Origin of the sequence: uncultured Psychroserpens sp., from assembly GCF_947492715.1 — a bacterium.
Lineage (GTDB): Bacteria > Bacteroidota > Bacteroidia > Flavobacteriales > Flavobacteriaceae > Psychroserpens.
Genome location: NZ_CANLNS010000008.1, coordinates 28,589 through 49,475, shown reverse-complemented (window position 1 = coordinate 49,475; position 20,887 = coordinate 28,589). Strand labels below are relative to the sequence as shown.

The window sequence follows — 20,887 nt, the reverse complement described above, 5'->3', positions numbered from 1 at the left end:
TGTCCGTTTTTAAAAAATTTGTATATCTTTGTCCTATGAAACATGCTTTAGTTAAAGATCATATCATACAAACCGCTTCTCATTTATTCTATCAAAATGGATATAACCTAACTGGAATTAATGAAATCATTAAAGAAGCTGGTATCGCTAAAGCAACACTTTATAATCATTTTAAGTCTAAGGAAGCTATTTGTGTGGCCTATCTTCAACACAAAAACAGCTTATTTATTGAGGAGATAAAAGTCTTTGTTGATGCTAGACCTTCTGGAAAGAATCGCATATTGGCACTGTTCGATTATTTAGAGGCGTTTTTTAACTCAAAAGAGTTTAACGGTTGCTGGTGTATTAATACAATTTCTGAAATCCCAAAAGAAAACGTCCATATCAGAGATGAAATATTAAAGCAAAAACAAGTCTTGATGCGTTATATTTCAGAATTAATTAATAACAACCTAGATACGAGTTCGGAAGAACAAAGTAACGGCATGGCAAAACAAGTGTACCTATTATATGAAGGTGCTGTATCTGAAAGTTATCTACAAAATAATATATGGCCCATCGAGTCGGCCAAAACCATATGCAATCAACTATTATAAAGTTAAAAAAATTTAAACTAAAAAAGACAGACTTGTCTGTCTGTAATTAAACACAAATCTCAATTATGAAAACATTTCAAAACAAAACAGCACTTGTCATTGGAGGAACCAGTGGTATCGGTTACGAAACAGCACAACACTTATTAAACGAAGGTGCAACAGTACATATTGTAGGTAGGTCTACAGGAAAAGTACCAGACCAGGCCCAACTCATAAAACACACTATCGACATCACAGAGACCTCAGAAGTAGAAGCACTCATCTCAAAAATAGAAGACTTAGACAATCTCGATTACCTTGTAAATGCCTCTGGTATATTTGGTCCAAAGTCATTTCTAGATCATACAAAACAAGATTATGATTCTTATTTGGATCTTAACAGAGGCTTCTTCTTTATCACTCAGTCTGCCGCACGAAAAATGAAGGAAACCTCTGGAGGTTCTATAGTTAATGTAGGTTCAATGTGGGCAAAGCAAGCTGTAAAAGCAACGCCATCATCAGCATATTCTATGCAAAAAGCTGGCTTACATTCATTAACACAGCACTTAGCCATGGAATTGGCCGATTATAACATTAGAGTTAATGCTGTATCTCCTGCTGTTGTGCAAACACCTGTTTATCATGGTGTTTTTGGCGGAAAAGAGGAAGCAGAAAAAGCATTAGAAGGGTTTAATGAATTTCATCCTATTGGTAGAAATGGTACACCACAAGATATTGCAAACAGTATAACATTCTTACTATCTGACAAAGCTTCGTGGGTTACTGGAGCCATTTGGGACACTGATGGCGGTGTTACTGCAGGACGAAATTAACACACTCTAAATCAACAAAAAAGGCACATCAATTTTAATCGATGTGCTTTTTTTTTTACAATTCGGACATAAAAAACGACGATTCGGTTAGTCTCTTTATGCAAAGTCTTCATTTCGTTTGATATTTGACTCATCAATAACAAACAAACCATTTAAAACATCATATCATGAAAACTTTATTTTTATCAATCGCACTAACATTAGTATCAACTTTAGGTTTTGCTCAAGACTCAAAAGGACAAACCATAACGGTAACCATTGAAAATGCTAAAAACGATACAGGGAAATTATTAGTATCCTTAAACACAAAAGACACGTTTATGAAAGGTCCGGGAATTCAAAATGCCGAATCTAAAATTAAAGACGGAAAGGCTACTATTACTTTTGAAAATGTAGCGCCTGGAGACTATGCCATTATGGTATTGCACGATGAAAACGAAAATCAAAGAATGGATTTTGAAGACAATGGAATGCCAAAAGAATCTTACGGAATGTCCAACAATCCAAGAAGCTTTGGTCCTCCAATTTATGACGATGCCAAATTTACCTTAGCCAACGACGCTATTAAATTGTCTATCAGATTTTAATATAAAATTCATCAATCAATCAATCAATCAATCAATCAACCAGTTAGTTAATCAAGAAAAGAACCTTAATAAGGTTCTTTTTTTTTTACCAATACATTCTGAATAAAATATTTGGTGTAAATCCAATAGAGAATCTATCTATGGTTTCGATTTCAGAATTAAAATCGTTGTTGCCTCGATATTCTCTACTAATGAGATTTTTATTATTGTAAACGTTTCGTATAGAGAATCCAATTTTGGCTCTTAATTGACTTTCTGTAGAAAATTTAAACGCATAAGTGGATGATATATCCAATCTATGATAATTTGGCAATCGTTCTGTATTAATACCATTGTTAAACTCCAAACCATCTACACCATTTGTAGAAGCTGTATATGGTTTTCCCGTTTGCCATCGCCACCCTAAGGCCACTTGAAAATTTGATAATTTATAACTAAGCGATGTTGTAACGGCGTGTCTTACATTAGATCTAGAATCGAAATACTGATCATTATTCAAATTTTGATACTTACTTTCAGAATTATTAAAAGAATAACTAACCCAAGAATTAAAAGCCCTAAATCGTTTTCTCAGAAAAACGTCTACGCCATAAATTCGCTGTTCTCCTAAATTAAATTGACTGTTATTCGGATTAAGAAACCCAAATGAAAGTGCTGTAATATCATCTAGTGTTTTATAATAATTATCCACATCTAAGGTCCAACCGTTTTTTGTATATATAAATCCGGCAGAAACTTGCTTACTTTTAATTATTGGAAACTCCCGACCATTGGCTAATCGCCAAACACGATTTTCTAAAGATAAATCACTAATTATGGTCTCATCTATTTCGCTAATCACTTGATTCTTAATTTCTCCTGAAATTTGAATCTTTATGTTTTTGAATAGCTGTTTATATAATAACAACCTAGGTTCAATCCTAACAGTTTCAAGTTCCTCAAAATATGATGCCCTTATTCCCAAGGATACATCAAAGAGTTTCGAATTTTTATAGTTGTAATTACCATAAAGGGCATGAGATTTCACAACCGTTTTATCTTCATCTAAAACAAACTCTAAGTTGGTTGTATTTAAAAATGCATAGCCAACATCCTTTAATGAGAATTGATACCCCAGAGTTGCTGTATTTTGCGTATTTATTTGTTGTGTAAACTCTGTGGAAATACCAGAATCGAAAATAACATTTCGCTTTTCAAAGTCTGACACTTGCGTTTCATTTTCCGAGGTAATAAAATTGTAATTCAAATTATATTCTGAAAAATAAGCAGTTGTATTTTGACTTAGCCTAGAATTCCATTGCTTGTACCAACCTACACCATAACCATAATTTTTAATAGACATTATATCATTAAAACTTTCATTGGTATTAGAATCTCCAACCGTATAATTAAGTTGGTTGTCTATTGAAATTAAACTTGCATACAGACTATTATTAGTATTTGGTTTGTAATTCAGTTTGATATTATAATCTAAAAAACTAAAATCATTATCGGGGTTGTCTCCATCTTCTATTTTGGTGCTCTCAAACACTTTATCTGCAAGTTTATCGAAAGTATAAGATTGATAAAGGCCAGTATAACTTGATCTAACGGACGCCTGAATACCCAGTTTATTTTTAATAATTGGCATATCAATGAAGGCATCGCCATTAATACCATTAAACCCAAATTGTGCACTCATTCGGTTTTCAATGGAAGATGTCGTTTTCATTGAAATCACACTAGAGGCTCGTTCGCCATAGCGCGGATGAGAGCCTTTATTTATAAAAGTAATCGCTTTGGTAGCATTTGGATTAAACGGAGAAATCATTCCAAAGAGATGTCCTTTATGATAGATATTAATACCATCCCAAATTAATCTATTCTGATCCATCTTACCGCCTCTAACCAAAAAACCAGAAGCTGTTTCATTTGGACTAACAACTCCTGGTAGTAATTGAATACTTTCTAAGACATCGGGTTCTGTGAGACCCGGCAAAATTCCTAGGCTTTTGGGACTAATTTCATAGGACCCGTCTTTCCGTTTGGATATCCCTTTGGTGAGATAACTATTAATAATAATTTTTTCAAGTTCTTGAACATTGACTTGAGTTTCAGATTTATTAACGATAATATATCTGTTTGCTATAATTTCAAACGTTAAGCCCGTTTGCGCTTCAATAGCTTTAAGAACTTGTTTTAATGTTCGCTTTTCTTTTTTTAAACTAACTGTTTTCTCTTTTATAACGGCATCTTTATATGAAAATCGTACGTCATAAATATCTTCAATAAGATCAAAAGCAGTTTGAATATTTTCAGTTTCAAAATTGATGTAAAACTTAGCCTCTTCTTGCGAAAAGGCTAAAACAGGTAGAATTAGTAAAATGCAGTTAATCAATTTCTTCACTTTGTGCTCAAATAGATGTTTCCTTTTTCTTTTTCAACGTATCTTATTTGTAGAGATTTAAACACTGTTTTTAAAGCTGTGTCTAAGTCACTGTGAGTAAAACTACCCGTATAAATTATAGTTTTATCAATATTTTTAGCCTCAATAACCACATTAAACTGTGATTCTAATGCCGAAATAACATAGTTTAATGGTACACTTTTAAAAGTACTTTCTCCGTGTATCCATGTTGGATCTGCTTCTGAAGTTTCCCATGTTTCTAAGCCATGGCCATTAATTCTTCTTACAGAATATGTTGGCAACAAGACGTGAGTTTCACCTTTGGATAGGACGCTCACTTTTCCTTCAAAACAAACCACTTCAAATAAATCGCTTACTGAGTTAACATTAAATTGCGTTCCTAAAACTTTAACTTCCCCATTGGTAGTTACAACAGTAAACGTGCTTCCTTTTTTTACTTTAAAATAAGCCTCACCATCTAGTGTCAATGTTCTATTAGAAGCCCAATCATCTTCATTATATGTCAATGTAGACTTTGAGTTTAAAATAACTTCAGACCCATCTAATAATGCGACCGTTTTATATTCGCCATAGTTAGTTTCTATCGTCTTAACATCATCTCCTAAAGTAAAAAACAATCCAAAAAACAACACAATAGAGGCAGCAATGCCAATAAACCAACTATTCGTATTTAATTGACGAACCTTGGTATGTTTTTGAGAAATTCGATCTGAAATATTAGCAAAAGAATCATCGATAGACCCTTCTAATCTCTCATGAGTCTCTATTCCTTTTTTTAGTTTTAAATAAGAATTAAACTCTTCTTCTGTCACCAAAGCTTTCAGTACATCATTAGAAAGTTCTCCTGCTAACCATTTAGCCAAGAATGTCTCGTTATCGTTATGTAAATCTTGTTGTTCCATGCGTATTCTAATATAAAGACAATTACAATTAATAAAACCCTACCGTAAATGTTTATTTTTTTTAAATATTACCAATCTCCTCCCTAATGACCACCAAAGCCAGGTGCATTCGTTTTTCTACAGCTTTTATTGAAATATTTAATTGTTGAGCAATATCTTTATATTTCTTTTTTTCAATTCTATTTAATAAAAACACCTCGCGTTGCTTATCTGGCAGACCATTGATGGTTCGATCTAGCTTATCCATAAATTCCTTTTCTAACATGATAAACTCTGGAGATTCATTAGTGGTTTTATGAATTAAACCTTGTTGGTGTTTTTTAATAACATTTTCATGTTTCACCGAATTTAAAAATGTATTTGACGCGACTGTATACAGATAACTCTTCACCTTATCATAATTTACCTTTTCACAATTATCCCAGAGTTTAATAAATGTCTCTTGCAGAATATCTTCGGCCTTATCTATATCTTGAGTTTTGAAAAATATAAACCGTCTTAGATCTTTCGCATACGTTTTATAGATGGATTCAAAAGTTTCAGAATGACATATTTTATGTTGATCTTTAGGCATTATTTGGTTTGAAAGTGAATGCATCAAAACTAAATAAAAAAAATTTAGAGTGAAAAGTAGGGTATTTTTTTTGACAGTTGTCTTAGTTATGATTGATCGACAAAAACATATTTAATCTAAAAATTGCTATGATGAAAAATTTCAAATTATTTCTTTTAAGTTTCGCTTTAATTGCGAGCGTTTTTACGTCATGTACAAATGACGAACCAGTAATTGAAGAACAAAACATAGATGAAAGTGCGTCTATTACAACGTCTTTATCTCAGTTGAGACTTCAATTCAATTCTCAAGGAAATATGATTCCTACAGAAAACCCTACCGGAAATATCGTTTTCGATTTCTGTTTTGACTTTGTATATCCATTGAACCTTTCTTATAATAACGGAACTACAGTGGCTGTAAATAGTCTTGAAGATCTAGTTGAAGTTTTAATAAACTCTACAGACGATTTATACATTAATGGCGTTGCATTTCCTTTTGATGTAGAAACTTATAATGACGATTCTGATGCCATTGAAGTGGTAACAATTAATAATGAAGAAGAATTTGCAGATTTATTAGATGACTGTGATTTTGACGAACAAGATTGTGAGTGTTTTGAAGACTACAACCCTGTTTGTGTGGAAGTTGTGGCTCCAGATGGCGAAACATTTTTAATGACTTACCCGAATGCATGTTATGCAGAGTGCGATGGATTTACGCAAGAAGATTTCGCCGAAAACTGTGAAGAAGATTACAATTGCCCTGGTGGAACAGATTGTTTTACATTTAATTTCCCATTAACAATTATCACAGATGACAATGTTGAAATTACTGTAAACTCACAAGAAGAACTAGATACAGCATTATACGACGCTTACTATTTTGATTTTGTTTACCCATTTGAAGTAACATTAGCTGAAGATGAAGAAGTTGTTACTGTAAACAATGTTGAAGAATTTGAAGATATTTTAGAAGATTGTTTTGGCGACTATGAAGGAGGTAATGAATGTGATGAGTGTTTTAACGAAGAATTTGATCCAGTATGTGTTGAAATAGAAACAGCTACAGGAGAAATAGAAACAGTTACATTCCCTAATGCATGTGTTGCAGAATGTGAAGGATTTAATGAAGAAGACTTTGTTGAGTGCGATGATACAGAAATCCCATGTGAAGAATGTTTAGATGAAGAATTTGATCCAGTATGTGTTGAAGTTGAAGAAGGAGGTCAAGTCGAAGTTATCACATTCCCTAATGCATGTGTTGCAGAATGTGAAGGATTTACTGAAGACGACTTTGTTGAATGTGAAGATATAAACAATCCTTCTGATTGTTCTGAAGATGATATAGAAGATTTTTTAATTGAATGTGAGTTTTGGACAGTAACAATTGGAGATCAGGAATACATTTATGAATTTGGAGCAGATGGAACCGTAAATGTTACTATCAATAACGACTCTGTAACATCTGGTACATGGGAAATAGTAACTACACCAACAGGAGCTGTAGGTGCAGCAGTAAATACCAACTCAGGTAATTTCGCAAGCGAATGGTTATTCTTTGGATGTGATAATCCAGAAGGACCTGAAGTTGTAAGTACAGCAGAATGGATTACAAATATTGAATCTGGTTGTGAATAAAATTTGGTTGAATTTTTGAACTTGATTATAAAACCCTTTCGAATTGATTATTCGAAAGGGTTTTTTCTTTTACTTAAATGTTTGGGATCCTATACACTTTCACCCAACCATGCTTTCATCATCCAAACTGTTTTTTCTTGTTCTGTAATGAAATCACTCATCATAGAATTCGTTCCTTCGTCTTGGGCGTTGCCTGAGTCATCTAGAATTTGACGTTCTATTTTTAATAATTCGGTTAAAGAAGCAACAATAAGTCTTACGGCTTTTTCATCTTCTGAAATGTGCCTTCCTACAGGAACTTTGGCCGCTTTCGTGTAATCTTCGAACGTATGTAATGGTGTTGCTCCTAACGTTAAAATACGCTCTGCAATTTCATCTACTTTTACATTGGCATCAGTATACAGCTCTTCAAATTTTACGTGTAAATCAAAAAAACGTTTTCCTCTTATGTTCCAATGAATACCTCTTAAGTTTTGATAATAAATTTGAAAATTTGCAAGGAGATAATTCAAATCTCCTGTTATCTTTTTTGTTTTCTGGGTATCTAAACCTATGCTATTTAGTGTCATATCTTCTATTGTTTTTGTTTATGCAAATTTATTTTATAATTAATTGAATTGATTATAGTTTTTATAAATAGTTTTTATATTTTTATAGTCTAAATGAATAACTATGACAATAACACAACTTCATTATGTGTTGGCTATAGCCGAACATAAGAACTTTACTAAAGCCGCAGAGAAGTGTTTTGTAACCCAACCAACACTAAGCACGCAAATACAAAAACTTGAAGATGAGCTAGATATACTTATTTTCGATAGAAGTAAAAAACCTATTGAACTTACCGACGTTGGTAAAAAAATAGTACAACAGGCCAAAAATATCGTTGACGAATCAGATCGTATTCAAGATATTGTAGATCAACAAAAAGGGTTTATTGGAGGCGAATTTAAAATTGGTATTATTCCAACAATAATGCCAACGCTCCTGCCAATGTTTCTAAAAACTTTTATAAAAAAGTATCCAAAAGTTAAACTTAAAATTGAGGAGCTCACTACAGAAGAAATTATCACAAGAATTGCAGATGGTCATTTAGATGCAGCCATTGCCGCAACCCCCTTAGAACATGATACTATAAAGGAACGTGTGCTCTACTACGAGCCATTTGTTGGCTACATTCCAGACGATCACAGGTTAAAAGACAAGAAAAAAATTGACGTTTCAGATTTAGACATTAACGACATGTTACTTCTAGAAGATGGTCATTGTTTTAGAGATGGCGTTATCAATCTATGTAAAGCATTTAAAACTCATGAAGACGATAAATTTCAGTTAGAAAGCGGTAGCATAGAAACGCTAGTAAAGTTATCTAACGAAGGGCTAGGGATGACACTCCTACCCTATTTAAATACACTCGATTTAAATGAGAAAATGTCGAATAAGTTACATCATTTTAATGCACCTTCACCTGCTCGTGAAGTGAGTATTATTTATCACAAAAGCGAATTAAAAATGCAAATTATTGATGCCTTGCACAATGTCATATCTGGTATTATTAGAGGCGCCATAGCATTTCAAAACGTTGAAATTATTAGTCCGATAGCTAAATAAAAAGCCATCTAAAAACTACTAATTCTAAAAAAAGCGACTCGTAAGTCGCTTTTTTTTATTCATTTAATAAGATTAAACATTGATCTAATTCTGGGTTCTGTAAGATTAAAGATTTAATATAAATCTTAAGCTCTTCAATTTCGTATGGTAATAATCTTTGAAGTGCCTTTTGTAATTCTTTACAGAACAATGTAGCGTCGAAACTAACTTTATTAAGTACAGTTTTAGTGTACTCAAACATTGCTCTTGCCATTCTTTAATTGGGTTTAGGGTTTAAAAAAAGTAGATTTGTTTTATAAGCGTTTGATTTATTATTACATTCTAAATGTAGTGAAAAAATCGGTTCACTTGACGAAGTAATAAAAAAATTAACAGCCAATTATATGTTAAAAAGATGGGTCATTTTATTTTAAAAACACCTCAACGCAAGTGCAGCTCTAGGATTTTATGAGTTTTAAAGTTCTTGTTTTTGTACTAGAATTCACTTTTAAAAAGTACACACCTTCGGTAAGTTGACTTAAGTCTAATCGTGTTTGATTCGTATTTAAAACAACATTTAATACAGTTCTTCCATTTAAATCATAAATCACTGCTGTATTTAAAACCTCAGTACTTTCTATATTTAGTAGGTCATTCACTGGGTTTGGAAACATTGAGATTGCCATGACCTGATGATCTGGAATACTTAAATTCTCTTCAGCCACGTCTGTTGTATAATTATTAGTAATAATTGGTGCATTAAAATCGAAATAAATCTCGGCCTGATTAGAAAATTGATCGCCTAATACCAAGCTCTCTAAAGTTTTTATTTTGAAAAGGACATAGCCATCATTATTGGCATCATCAAAAGGCAGATTAATGTTTTCAAAAATAAACTCCACAATATTACTCTCATTAATTCGAGTATAATAGGCATGACTTCCATCTAATGGCACCAAGGTATTGATATCAAACTTTGCAGGATCTATATTATCCTTAACCACAATGTTTGTGGCATTGGCCGTTCCTAAATTTTCAAAACGAATAAGATAGTGTACGTACTCACCAACGCGTTCAGGTAAAATAAATTCACCTTCTAAGCATCTTATATCATTAGGGTCGAATGAATTGACTACAATTTGCTTTAAACCGAAATCATTATTATCGGGAGTCTCGTCACCTGTAATAGGATAAATAAAGGCTTCAAAATTGAGCTCGTCATCTAAATTAAGTGGAAAATCAATATCCGTAGGTGTGTTTAGGGTAAATGTAACTACAATCTCTCTAGACTCAAATGGCGACAGGTCTGTATAATTCCAAGACAACACATTATTAGTATGAGACATTTCCGAAGGTAAAGATGATACATATTCCATATAATCACGATCGAAACTGTAATCAAAATCTACAGAGCCAGACACCAACGTATTCCCCACATTCTTATAAACAACTTTATAGGTTGCATCAAAACCTGGAATAGCCTCAGTTAGTGGTACAATAAAAACCTCTAAGTCATTATGAACACCATTAGGTGTAATACAAAAATCTTGATTAAACGGACTCATTTCCGAAGGAAAGCTAACCGTTAAAGGGCTTGGCGTACTAAAATAAGTTGGGTTTTCTATAACTGGTGTTAATGTATGCATCCCTTCAGAAAGAGGAATACTATAATTCCCAGAAGGATTTGAGATATAAGTACCAGTATTTGTTCCATCTGAAATATTAAACTTCAAACTCGGATACAGATTATCATTACTGTCACAACCATCAGAATTAGCATCCAATTTATTTTCTCCACCAATAGTATAAAAACTTCCTCCTGGAGTAAATGAACAGTACGAATTGATAACAGGATTATTATTGGTTTGAGGATCAAATTCAGCCACTATTGCATCTAATTCGTTATCATCGGCACAAATATAATCCGCATAGAGAAAATACATATAACTTGCTTCAGCTGTGGTACCATTTTTTATATTAAGAACACTAGTGTAAACAGATTGCAAATAGAGTATGTTAAGATTAGGGCTATTACTAAGGTCTAGCTCAGAAAAATTAACTTCCTCTGCTTCCACACGTTCTAGATTTGGGCAATTGGTTAAATCCATTTCCAAAATACCAATATGATAGAATAGATTAATATTCTTGATATTGGAGTTTTGACTAAAATTTAGTTGTGAAATTCCAGTATTATAGAGAAAGATGGTTTCTAAATTGATATTATTAGAAATATCTAGTTCAGTAAAATTATCTGCTATCTCTATACCTAAGTACTTTAAATTGATAAAATCACTTATATCAAGAGTCGTAATGTAAAACGCTTGGTTTAGAAAAACACGTTCCATATCAGGGCAATTACATGAATCAAAGTCTACAGTATTTATAGTACTCCCTTCGGTTAAATACCCCAGTTCAAACTCCTTTAAACTAGGCAAATTGACCATGCTTAAACTAGGTAAACCAACATAAGTCAGGTCAAATATTTCTAAATTCGGTAAATTTTGAATAGTTAGTCCAGAAGTAAAATGACTATAAGTAATTTTAAGGTCTATAAGATTTATAAAACTTTCTAAACCCACTATAGATGAAATGTTACTAACTTCTAAAGATGCTACAGCCTCAGCCTCTGAAATTTGTATCTCGTCATCACCATTAGTATCAATTGATGGCGTATAGTTGAGTAATTGATTCTTAAAATTAGTATCAGGAATACTCACAATTTGGCCATGACTAGCGACACCTGAAATTAGTACAATAAGAAAAAAGAAAACGTTTTTCATAATTTAATAGTTTGATTGACGATCTATTAATAGGATGTTTAAAATACAAAAAGGTTGCGTCCAAAACACAACCTTTTTAATCATTTTCTTACAAGAATGTTATTTAAAACCTATTGTCGCCATCCAGTAAATCACCCAAACCACCAAGTATACTTCCTTCACCTTTACTCTTACCTCCTTTAGGTAATGATGATAATACACGTCCAGCTAATCTACTAAACGGTAAAGACTGCACGTAAACAACTCCTGGTCCACGAAGTTTAGCAAAAAACAAACCTTCGCCTCCAAAAACGGTGTTCTTAATACCTCCTACAAATTCGATATCATAATCTATATCCTGAGTAAAACCAACAATACAGCCTGTATCAACTCTTAAGGTTTCTCCTGCTTGTAATTCTTTTCGAGCCATGGTCCCACCAGCATGAACGAAGGCCATACCATCTCCTTCTAGCTTTTGCATTATAAAGCCTTCGCCTCCAAAAAGTCCTCTCCCAAGTTTTTTAGAAAACTCTATACCTATACTTACCCCTTTTGCAGCGCATAAAAAGGCATCTTTCTGACAAATGAATTTGCCGTTATATTCGGTTAGATCTATAGGTACAATTTTCCCTGGATAAGGTGATGCGAAAGAGACATTTCGCTTTCCAGAAAGGTCGTTATAAAATGCGGTCATAAATAAACTTTCTCCCGTGAGAATACGCTTTCCTGCCCCTAATATTTTTCCAAAAAAACCTGTGTCTTTCTGTGAACCGTCACCAAAAATAGTTTCCATTTTGATACCGTCATCCATCATCATAAAGCTCCCAGACTCTGCAATAACGCCTTCTTGAGGATCGAGCTCTATTTCGACATATTGCATTTCTTCTCCGTAAATTCTGTAATCGATTTCGTGTGATGTCATGTGTTTGTGTTTTTTAATTGATTACCTATATGTTTAAAGAATCTGTTATTTGTTACAATCTATTTACTTCTCACCTTAATAGTCCATTCAAAGTTAAACTCTGATACCTGAATACCTTCACTATTAATACCTTTTGAATTTAACCATACCGTTTGACCTTCTCCAGTTGCAATAGCATTTTTGATAGCTTCATCAATGTTTTTACCTTCATTACAAGTAAACGTAATCCTACCTGTGGCCTTTTTTGTAAATGATCCATTGTTACTTGCTACCAGCATCGAAATTTTATGCCCACTATTCCTAATTTTTGACATGACCAAGGCTCCTGTGGTTAACTCGGCAGCCATACCTTGTACAGCCCAAAACATAGACTTAAATGGGTTTTGATTAAACCATCTATGCTTAACAGATACTACGCAACTGTTCTCATCTAACGATTTAGTACGTACACCACAAAAATATGCGGAGGGTAATTTAAATAATAAAAAAGTATTGAGTTTTTTAGGTGAAACGGTCATATTTACTGGAAGTTTCAGCTAATTTATTGAAAATAATTGACACTACCATTTGTTAATATTATGTTAAATTTAAGTACTATGCGTAACATAATACCTGTTTTTAGACATATATTTGTATAAGAAATTACTATATGTTTTAAAATCATGCCAGACAATCACTCAAAAAACATCGCAACATTCATTCATTTATCAACCTTTAGTAGGTTTATAATTCCCTTAGGAAACTATATCGGACCTATAGTACTATGGATGGTTAACAAAGACAAATCTGAATTTGTAGACACTCATGGAAAGCAAGCCATTAATTTTCAAATAAGCATTTTGCTTTATACATTAATTCTTGGTACCATATCAATTCCGTTTTTCATTTTTAAAGTTTTTAACGGTTTAGATTTTGTTGATTTTCATGGATTTCATGATTTTCATATCAATATTGGTAAACCTTCTCCCCTTCTATTTATTACTGGCGGTTTAGCATTTCTTGCCATAATAGGATTTATACTAGAACTTGTATTTATTGTTATAGCTAGTTTAAAAGCGAGAGACGGTGAATTATACCACTACCCATTAACAATCAATTTTTTAAAATAATATTTCATCAATTAATCATCAATCAATCAATCAAAAAATGAACAGTTTATTAAAATTTAATCTCATTAAAATATGACACGAGCATTTTATCAAAGCATATTACATGATCTAAACGTCTTTAATGCGAATTGCATAAGACTTTTACAAAAACCTAGAAGAAACTTATGAAAATAGAAAACACAAAAGCACAGATGCGAAAAGGCGTATTAGAGTACTGTATTTTATCAGTATTAAAAGATGATGACGCTTATGTGGCGGAAATCTTAGGCACGCTAAAAGACGCAAAACTGCTTGTGGTTGAGGGGACAATTTATCCGCTTCTCACAAGACTGAAAAATGCTGGATTACTCAATTATCGTTGGGAAGAATCTACATCTGGACCGCCTAGAAAATATTACGGTCTTACAGAAACAGGACAGTTATTCTTAAAAGAACTAACCATTACCTGGAACGAATTACAAAACGCAGTTAACATAGTAACAAGACAAAAAAACACGAAATAATGAATAAAACAGTCAACATAAATTTAGCAGGTATATTCTTCCATATAGACGAAGATGCATACTTAAAATTACAACGCTATCTTGAGGCTATAAAACGTTCATTTACAGACTCTCAAGGTCGTTCAGAAATCATATCAGATATTGAAGCTCGTATCGCCGAACTTTTTAGCGAACGTGTTCAAAACGAAAGACAAGTTATAGGCCATAAAGAAGTAGATGAAGTCATCACCATCATGGGGCAACCAGAAGATTATTTGGTTGACGATGAAATTTTTGAAGACGAACCAAAACGTTCATATTCAAAACAACGCTCATCTACAGCTAAAAAATTATATAGAGATACAGACAATTCCTATGTTGGAGGTGTATCTTCAGGTTTAGGGCATTATTTCGGTATTGACGCGCTCTGGATTCGTTTAATTTGGTTCTTACTCATATTTGGTGCTGGAACAGGAATTCTTTTATACATTTTACTTTGGATTTTTGTACCTGAAGCAACGACAACTTCTGAAAAACTAATGATGAAAGGTGAGCCAGTAAATATTAGTAACATCGAAAAAAAAATTAAAGGCGGTTTTGAAACCGTAACAGATTCGTTGTCTAGTGTTACAGATTCTATATCTAATGTTACAGATTCTATTTCAGAAAGTGTAAAAAAAGCAGATATACCTAAACAAGGTGAGCGTATTAAATCAACATCTAGTTCCTTTTTTGAAACTATAGGTGATATCATTATGTTCTTTTTGAAACTTTTCGCAAAGTTCTTTGGAGTGATTCTAATGATAGTTGGAGCCGTTACTATTATTTCATTAATTGTAAGCTTATTTAGCCTAAATCTTTTAGATAATGTACATATTCCAGGAACCAACTTTTTTGATATTGCAGATGCAACCAACATGCCAGTTTGGCTCATGTCGTTACTCGTATTTTTCTTTATAGGTATTATCGCATTCTTTATATTTTACCTTGGATTAAAAATATTAATTACAAATCTTAAGTCTATTGGTAATGCAGCAAAGTATACATTACTGGGGTTATGGCTTATTTCATTTATCTCGTTAATCATTTTGTCGGCAAAATTTGGACTTAGTTTTAAAGAAGAAGGGTCTTCAATTAAAACCGAAAAATTAGCATCCATAACGGCAAACGACACCATAAGTCTACGTATGGATGATAATGATTTATTCTCGAGAAATAGATACTATAGAAACTATGGATTTGATACGGCTTACGATGAGAATGACAACAAAGTGCTATACTCAAGAGGTGTAAGACTTATTGTTAGATCAACTAAAGATAGTATTGGTAAAATTAGAATTGAACGTAGCGCAAGAGGATCAGATTTTGCTAATGCAAAAAACAGAGCCGAACGTATTAGTTATAAGTATACATTACAAAATAACGAACTCTTACTTGATAGCTATTTAACACTTCCGCTTAATGAAGCTCGTAAAGGTCAATCGGTTACAGTTACGGTGTATTTACCAGAAGGCGCTGTACTTTATGCAGATAAAAACACCTACAATTATCATAGTAACGACTACTATTATAATGACATTCTTGATCATGATATGGAGGAACATTACCTTCAAATTATTACCAATGATGTAAAATGCTTAGACTGTCCAGAAGGTGAAAACTATCGAACCGAAGAAATCGACATCCATGATGAAGAAAACGGTCTAAGAATAGATGAGGATGGCATTAAAGCAAAAACAGATAATAGCAGTCTTCAAATTGATAGTGACGGACTTAAAGCGAAGACGGAAGATGTGAAAGTCAATATTGATGACGACGGTATAGAAATTACAACCGAAGACAACGATAATTAACAATTCATCATAAACAATCAACGGTTCAGGTATTTAAAATTTAACTAACCAACCATTTTTTAAATATTTGAACCTCAATCAATCAAAAAATGATACAGTTACTATATAAACTCATTATTCTTACCATTACTTTCTACGGAATGACCATGGTATTAAAGCCAGAGGTAACAAAGCATAATGAAATTTACAATACGCTAAAAGTAAAGGATAGCCTATTGTTTGAGCGTTCTTTTAATAAATGTGAAACTCAATATTTAGAGGAGCTAATTGCCGAAGATTTCGAGTTTTATCATGATATTGGTGGTGTAGAAACCTCAAAAGAGGGGTTTATCAAATCTATGAAAAATGGCATTTGTAACCCAGACAATACCACAAAATCAAGACGAGAGTTGGTAGACGGTAGCCTTGAGGTATTTGTATTAAAAAACAAAGGCGTAGTATATGGTGCATTGCAAAAAGGAGAGCATAAATTCTTTGAAACCACCAACGGTAAAGAAGTTGCTGGAAGCATTGCGAAATTCTCTCACCTATGGATTTTAGAAGATGGCGAATGGCGCTTAAAACGCGTAATGAGCTACGATCATAAAATGCAAGACCAACCAGAATTAAAGTATACCAAAGTATCTGAGGCACTGTTAGATTCTTATATTGGTCAATATGAAGCCAAAACATCAGGAACCGTAGTTATATCAAGAACTGAAAAAGGTTTACACATTAACGCTGGAGGATTAAACACTGAAATATACGCGAAAACACCATCGCTATTCGTACATAAAAAATCGACTTTAACCTTTGAGTTTATAACTAACGCTAAAGGTAAAGTCAACAAGTTTATCGTAAGAGAAAACGATAACATCGTTGAAGAAGCTATAAAACAACAGTAATGAAACAAAAAGTAATTATATTTTGCATAGGTTTATTTACAGGATTAATCATTTGGTTTGCATATGATCGAATAGATTCTCATAATTCAGCTCAAGCCTATATTGAATACTTAAATCAATACGAAAACGATGAATTCTTAGCTGAGAAAAAAGAACAACCGTTTGACGCTGAAGCATTATATAAAATGAAATTAACTTCTAAGAATGGTAAAGAAGTTAGCATAAAAAACAATGAGAATATTGTATTTCTTAATTTTTGGGCTACTTGGTGCAAACCTTGTATTGAAGAAATGCCTTCCATTCAAGAACTATATGATAAATCGGAAAACGTAGATTTTTATTTACTGACATATGAAGATATAGATAAAGCTACAGAATTTATTGAAAACAAAGGATTTAGTTTTCCTATATACTCTTATAAAGATAAAACAAATCTTCCTCTTTTTTTTCAAGAAAATGGTGGTTCCATTCCAGATACTTATATCATTCACAATAATGAAATTAAATTTCATCATTTAGGAGCTGCCCCCTGGAATTCTAAAAAAGTAGATTCTTTATTTTCTAAAATTCTAAAAAAAAATAATTAATAATAATCATCTATTAAAATCAAAAAATCATGACAACATTAACAAAATTCACAATTGCAGTAATATTTAGCATATTGCTAACATCTTGTAATTTCGATATCAATTTTGATACAGGTGTTACTGGGAATGGAAACGTATCCACAATAGAACGTACACTCGACGGCGAGTTTAATCAAATTGCAGTGAGCAGAGGCTTAGATGTATATTTAACACAAAGTGATTCGCCAATGCTAAAAGTTCAGGCCGACGAAAATCTTCATGACATTATTATCACTGAAATAGAAGAAGGTGTTTTAAAAATTTATGCTGACGAAAACATAAGACGCTCTGAAGCTAAAAAAATTATGGTCAATGTAAAAGACATTAATCTCATAACCTCTACAAGTGGTAGTGACGTATATTCAACAAACACAATTGTTGCCGATAATTTAAAGCTTGTTACTACAAGTGGTGCCGATTTAGAAATTGACATCAAAGCCGAATCAACGACATTACGATCAACAAGTGGTAGCGATTTAAAGGTTTCTGGAACAACTAATGACCTCGATGCCGAAGCGACAAGCGGAAGCGATATTAAAGCTAAAGATTTAAAATCGCAAAACTGTACAGCTTCAGTAACCAGTGGTGCAGACATTGTTGTTTATGCCAAACAAAAATTAAAAGCCAATGCATCTAGTGGTGGCGATATAAAATATTATGGAAACCCAGAATCTGTTGACACTAATGATGGTGTTTCTGGTAATATCAGAAAGCAATAACAACCAGGTATAATCAAAGTGATGAAAAAAATTGTAACGTTTATTCTAGTTTTTTTCGGGCTTATTTTAATCTTGTTTTTTACAAATGTGATGTGGAAATCACCAGCTTTCTATAAAACAGAAACGCAATACACATTAGAAGTGCCTGTTATGGATATGACGACGTACAAAACCATAATTAATACCCATCGTAGACCATACATCTATACTGTCTACGGAAAAAACAAAGGCAAGGTTATAGTTGTTGGCGTAGAGCATATAAACGATCCGTCAAATGCCCAATTTGATTCCATTAGACACTATTGGGCTATAAATAAACCAGATGTTGCTCTTGTAGAAGGTAGGCTTGGTTTTTTATTTAAGTGGTTTCAAGACCCTATAGAACATTATGGAGAAAGCGGACTAACATCAGCGCTTGCAAAAAAGGATCATGTAAATTTATTTACATGGGAACCAACACGAGAAGATGAAATTGAACTCATGATAAAACGCTATCCTGCTGAAAAATTAGCCATGTTTTATGCACTTCGTCCATTTTATGGTTTGAGTAAAGAAGAACGGCAGAATAATCCCGAAGATGCGCTACAGAAACTAATAGATGAACGAACCGATTATGATCATTTACGACATACCATTACCTCTTGGCAAGATGTAGATAGCATATGGCAAACAGATTTCCCTAATAAAGATTGGAGACATCACGATGCTGGTTATGGATGGCCTGGTTATTTACAAGAGATTTGGAACGGCTCTAACCTCTCAAGAGATGAACATATGATTCAAATCATTTTAGAGCAAGTAAATCAAGGAAAAACAGTTTTTGTGACCATGGGTTCTAGTCATGCTCCAAGAATTGAAAACACTCTGAAAACAGCATTAAAATAAACGTTTAACAACCAACTAATCAACCTTTATTAAAACCATTTCAAGCTTAATTTTAAGTTTGGGATGGTTTTTGTTTTATATTTGTTATAACACTTAATTTATAATAATGAAAAACGTTACATTATTTCTATTGGTCGTTTTAGGCTATACAGTTACAGGTTTTGCCCAAAACACTGAGAAAGTAAAAGGTGATAGAAATTTAACTATTAAGCAAACCTATATTGATGATTTCAAGAAAATCGTAGTTGGTGAAGATTTTAAAGTAGAATTATTTTACAATAAAAAACCGTCGGTTGAAATAGAAACAGATGACAACCTACACGAATATATCAACATAGAAGTTGTTGATAGCGTCCTTACATTAACAACAACGCGTGATATTAGAGCTAAAAAGCTAAATATTAAAGTTAATTATAGCGATGGATTTTCTCATATTGAAGTTAAAGATGATGGTGAAGTTAGATCTCTTACATCTTTAGAACTCAACAACGCCACTCTAAAAACCAGTGGTTCATCTCGAGCATATCTCAATATTAAAACTGATGATTTTAGCTTTGTAAGTACCGGTAAAGCTAAGGTGAAATTAAATATTACAGCAACAAATGTTACTGCTGAAATAAGTGATAACACTAAGATGGATGCTTTGATTAATGCAACAGCTGTTAAAATGGATTTGTACCAACGCGCTAATTCGGATGTTGAAGGGACCATTGAAAGTTTAACTCTAAGAACCGACAATAATTCTCAATTCAATGGTAAAAATTTCACAACTAAAACTTGTAACGTCATTGCCGAATTGGCAAGTGACGTGTATGTTGAAGTTATTGATGAGATCGTCATAGAAGCAACTGGCTCTAGTGAGGTATATCTCTACGGAAATCCAAAAATTACAATTAATAAGTTTACAGATACAGTAAAACTTCAGAAGAAAGAAAAATAAGACTATTTTAAATGTCTTAAACCTTATAAAGAACGTCCGAAATGTTTAAATATTTCGGACGTTCTTTTATAGTTTATTGAGTAACGACTTTAAACGAGACTCAACCGTTTTTGGAATTGTTTGATCGCTTAAAACCCATGTATGAACATGTTCTAAGTAGGTCATTCCTAAATATGCCGCGCTTTGTTCAAACGGCATTTTAAATCCTTCGAAAATCTCGGCATCAGACCCACAGCTTATTGAGCCCATAACTTTACCTCTCAATTGCCTTCCTAAAGGTTTTTTATCACCAATTAACACATCTGAAATTCTATCGAAAAACGTTTTCATTTGCGCACTCATAGTGTACCAATATACTGGCGTCGCAAACAAAATAGTATCGTAATTAAGTATCGAAGTTAGCAACGGATGAAAATCGTCATTCTCATTCTTAAGCTCATAATCAAAATAACCAATCTTATAGTCTGACAAAGAAATCAAATCGATATCATTTCCTTGAGATATAAGATAATCCACTACCTTTCTAGTATTACCAAAAGGTCTTGAGCTCCCTAATATAATTATGGTTTTATGTTTCATATAAATAACAAATCCGAAGCTAAATAGATATTAGACTTCGGA

Annotated in this window: 22 protein-coding genes; 13 read left to right on the top strand and 9 right to left on the bottom strand. The window is 32.9% G+C overall.

Annotation, left to right across the window (positions count from 1 at the left end):
- The first annotated feature begins 35 nt into the window (after positions 1-35).
- The 3 genes from Q0787_RS16945 (at position 36) to Q0787_RS16935 (ending at position 1,995) form a co-directional block, all read left to right on the top strand.
- Complete coding sequence (locus Q0787_RS16945) at positions 36-596, top strand: TetR/AcrR family transcriptional regulator (protein ID WP_298904101.1); 561 nt, start codon at positions 36-38, stop codon at positions 594-596.
- Between the two features lie 65 nt (positions 597-661).
- Entirely contained in the window at positions 662-1,408 is a 747-nt protein-coding gene (locus tag Q0787_RS16940; protein WP_298904099.1) for an SDR family NAD(P)-dependent oxidoreductase, read from the top strand.
- 167 nt (positions 1,409-1,575) lie between these two features.
- Positions 1,576-1,995 carry a DUF2141 domain-containing protein gene (locus Q0787_RS16935; RefSeq protein ID WP_298904097.1) on the top strand — a complete coding sequence of 140 codons (420 nt, stop codon included), beginning with the start codon at positions 1,576-1,578 and terminating at the stop codon, positions 1,993-1,995.
- Between the two features lie 85 nt (positions 1,996-2,080).
- Here Q0787_RS16935 and Q0787_RS16930 read toward each other — a convergent pair whose 3' ends face one another.
- The 3 genes from Q0787_RS16930 to Q0787_RS16920 all read right to left on the bottom strand — a co-directional run bounded on the left by Q0787_RS16930 (position 2,081) and on the right by Q0787_RS16920 (position 5,878).
- Positions 2,081-4,381, bottom strand: a complete 2,301-nt coding sequence (locus tag Q0787_RS16930) for a TonB-dependent receptor (protein ID WP_298904095.1) — start codon at positions 4,379-4,381, stop codon at positions 2,081-2,083.
- On the bottom strand, positions 4,378-5,304 hold the full coding sequence (locus Q0787_RS16925) for a FecR family protein (protein WP_298904093.1): 927 nt from the start codon (positions 5,302-5,304) through the stop codon (positions 4,378-4,380). The genes Q0787_RS16930 and Q0787_RS16925 overlap by 4 nt, the downstream gene beginning before the upstream one ends.
- Positions 5,305-5,365: 61 nt before the next feature.
- A complete protein-coding gene (locus tag Q0787_RS16920; RefSeq protein ID WP_298904090.1) occupies positions 5,366-5,878 on the bottom strand; it encodes an RNA polymerase sigma factor in 513 nt (170 codons plus the stop codon).
- A 128-nt stretch (positions 5,879-6,006) separates the two neighbouring features.
- Between Q0787_RS16920 and Q0787_RS16915 the strand changes: the two genes are divergently transcribed.
- Positions 6,007-7,497 (top strand): hypothetical protein, encoded by a 1,491-nt coding sequence (locus Q0787_RS16915; protein ID WP_298904088.1) that lies wholly within the window; start codon positions 6,007-6,009, stop codon positions 7,495-7,497.
- A gap of 89 nt (positions 7,498-7,586) precedes the next feature.
- Here Q0787_RS16915 and Q0787_RS16910 read toward each other — a convergent pair whose 3' ends face one another.
- Positions 7,587-8,066 carry a Dps family protein gene (locus tag Q0787_RS16910; protein ID WP_298904086.1) on the bottom strand — a complete coding sequence of 160 codons (480 nt, stop codon included), beginning with the start codon at positions 8,064-8,066 and terminating at the stop codon, positions 7,587-7,589.
- A 103-nt stretch (positions 8,067-8,169) separates the two neighbouring features.
- Here Q0787_RS16910 and Q0787_RS16905 point away from each other — a divergent pair, with 103 nt between their 5' ends.
- On the top strand, positions 8,170-9,108 hold the full coding sequence (locus Q0787_RS16905; RefSeq protein ID WP_298904084.1) for a LysR substrate-binding domain-containing protein: 939 nt from the start codon (positions 8,170-8,172) through the stop codon (positions 9,106-9,108).
- 55 nt (positions 9,109-9,163) lie between these two features.
- On the opposite strand, the gene Q0787_RS16900 is transcribed toward Q0787_RS16905, so the two are convergent.
- The 4 genes from Q0787_RS16900 to Q0787_RS16885 all read right to left on the bottom strand — a co-directional run bounded on the left by Q0787_RS16900 (position 9,164) and on the right by Q0787_RS16885 (position 13,286).
- Positions 9,164-9,361 (bottom strand): hypothetical protein, encoded by a 198-nt coding sequence (locus Q0787_RS16900; RefSeq protein ID WP_230937252.1) that lies wholly within the window; start codon positions 9,359-9,361, stop codon positions 9,164-9,166.
- A gap of 184 nt (positions 9,362-9,545) precedes the next feature.
- Positions 9,546-11,867, bottom strand: a complete 2,322-nt coding sequence (locus Q0787_RS16895; RefSeq protein ID WP_298904082.1) for a T9SS type A sorting domain-containing protein — start codon at positions 11,865-11,867, stop codon at positions 9,546-9,548.
- 103 nt (positions 11,868-11,970) lie between these two features.
- Positions 11,971-12,768: a TIGR00266 family protein gene (locus tag Q0787_RS16890; protein ID WP_298904080.1), complete on the bottom strand. Its 798-nt coding sequence runs from the start codon at positions 12,766-12,768 to the stop codon at positions 11,971-11,973.
- A gap of 59 nt (positions 12,769-12,827) precedes the next feature.
- Positions 12,828-13,286, bottom strand: a complete 459-nt coding sequence (locus Q0787_RS16885; protein ID WP_298904078.1) for a DUF4442 domain-containing protein — start codon at positions 13,284-13,286, stop codon at positions 12,828-12,830.
- Positions 13,287-13,430: 144 nt separating this feature from the next.
- Between Q0787_RS16885 and Q0787_RS16880 the strand changes: the two genes are divergently transcribed.
- The 8 genes from Q0787_RS16880 (at position 13,431) to Q0787_RS16845 (ending at position 20,266) form a co-directional block, all read left to right on the top strand.
- Positions 13,431-13,877 carry a DUF4870 domain-containing protein gene (locus tag Q0787_RS16880; RefSeq protein ID WP_298904076.1) on the top strand — a complete coding sequence of 149 codons (447 nt, stop codon included), beginning with the start codon at positions 13,431-13,433 and terminating at the stop codon, positions 13,875-13,877.
- A gap of 164 nt (positions 13,878-14,041) precedes the next feature.
- Positions 14,042-14,380, top strand: a complete 339-nt coding sequence (locus Q0787_RS16875; RefSeq protein WP_298904075.1) for a PadR family transcriptional regulator — start codon at positions 14,042-14,044, stop codon at positions 14,378-14,380.
- Entirely contained in the window at positions 14,380-16,212 is a 1,833-nt protein-coding gene (locus tag Q0787_RS16870; protein ID WP_298904073.1) for a PspC domain-containing protein, read from the top strand. Before Q0787_RS16875 ends, Q0787_RS16870 begins: the two co-directional genes overlap by 1 nt.
- 89 nt (positions 16,213-16,301) lie before the next feature.
- Positions 16,302-17,096 (top strand): DUF4440 domain-containing protein, encoded by a 795-nt coding sequence (locus Q0787_RS16865; RefSeq protein ID WP_298904071.1) that lies wholly within the window; start codon positions 16,302-16,304, stop codon positions 17,094-17,096.
- The gene (locus Q0787_RS16860; RefSeq protein ID WP_298904068.1) at positions 17,096-17,683 is read left to right on the top strand and encodes a TlpA disulfide reductase family protein; all 588 of its coding nucleotides are present in this window, start codon (positions 17,096-17,098) and stop codon (positions 17,681-17,683) included. Before Q0787_RS16865 ends, Q0787_RS16860 begins: the two co-directional genes overlap by 1 nt.
- A gap of 29 nt (positions 17,684-17,712) precedes the next feature.
- Entirely contained in the window at positions 17,713-18,441 is a 729-nt protein-coding gene (locus Q0787_RS16855; RefSeq protein WP_298904066.1) for a head GIN domain-containing protein, read from the top strand.
- A gap of 21 nt (positions 18,442-18,462) precedes the next feature.
- Positions 18,463-19,326, top strand: a complete 864-nt coding sequence (locus tag Q0787_RS16850; protein ID WP_298904064.1) for a hypothetical protein — start codon at positions 18,463-18,465, stop codon at positions 19,324-19,326.
- Between the two features lie 106 nt (positions 19,327-19,432).
- A complete protein-coding gene (locus tag Q0787_RS16845; RefSeq protein ID WP_298904062.1) occupies positions 19,433-20,266 on the top strand; it encodes a DUF2807 domain-containing protein in 834 nt (277 codons plus the stop codon).
- Between the two features lie 66 nt (positions 20,267-20,332).
- Here Q0787_RS16845 and Q0787_RS16840 read toward each other — a convergent pair whose 3' ends face one another.
- Positions 20,333-20,845 carry a flavodoxin family protein gene (locus Q0787_RS16840; RefSeq protein ID WP_298904060.1) on the bottom strand — a complete coding sequence of 171 codons (513 nt, stop codon included), beginning with the start codon at positions 20,843-20,845 and terminating at the stop codon, positions 20,333-20,335.
- Positions 20,846-20,887 lie beyond the last annotated feature (42 nt).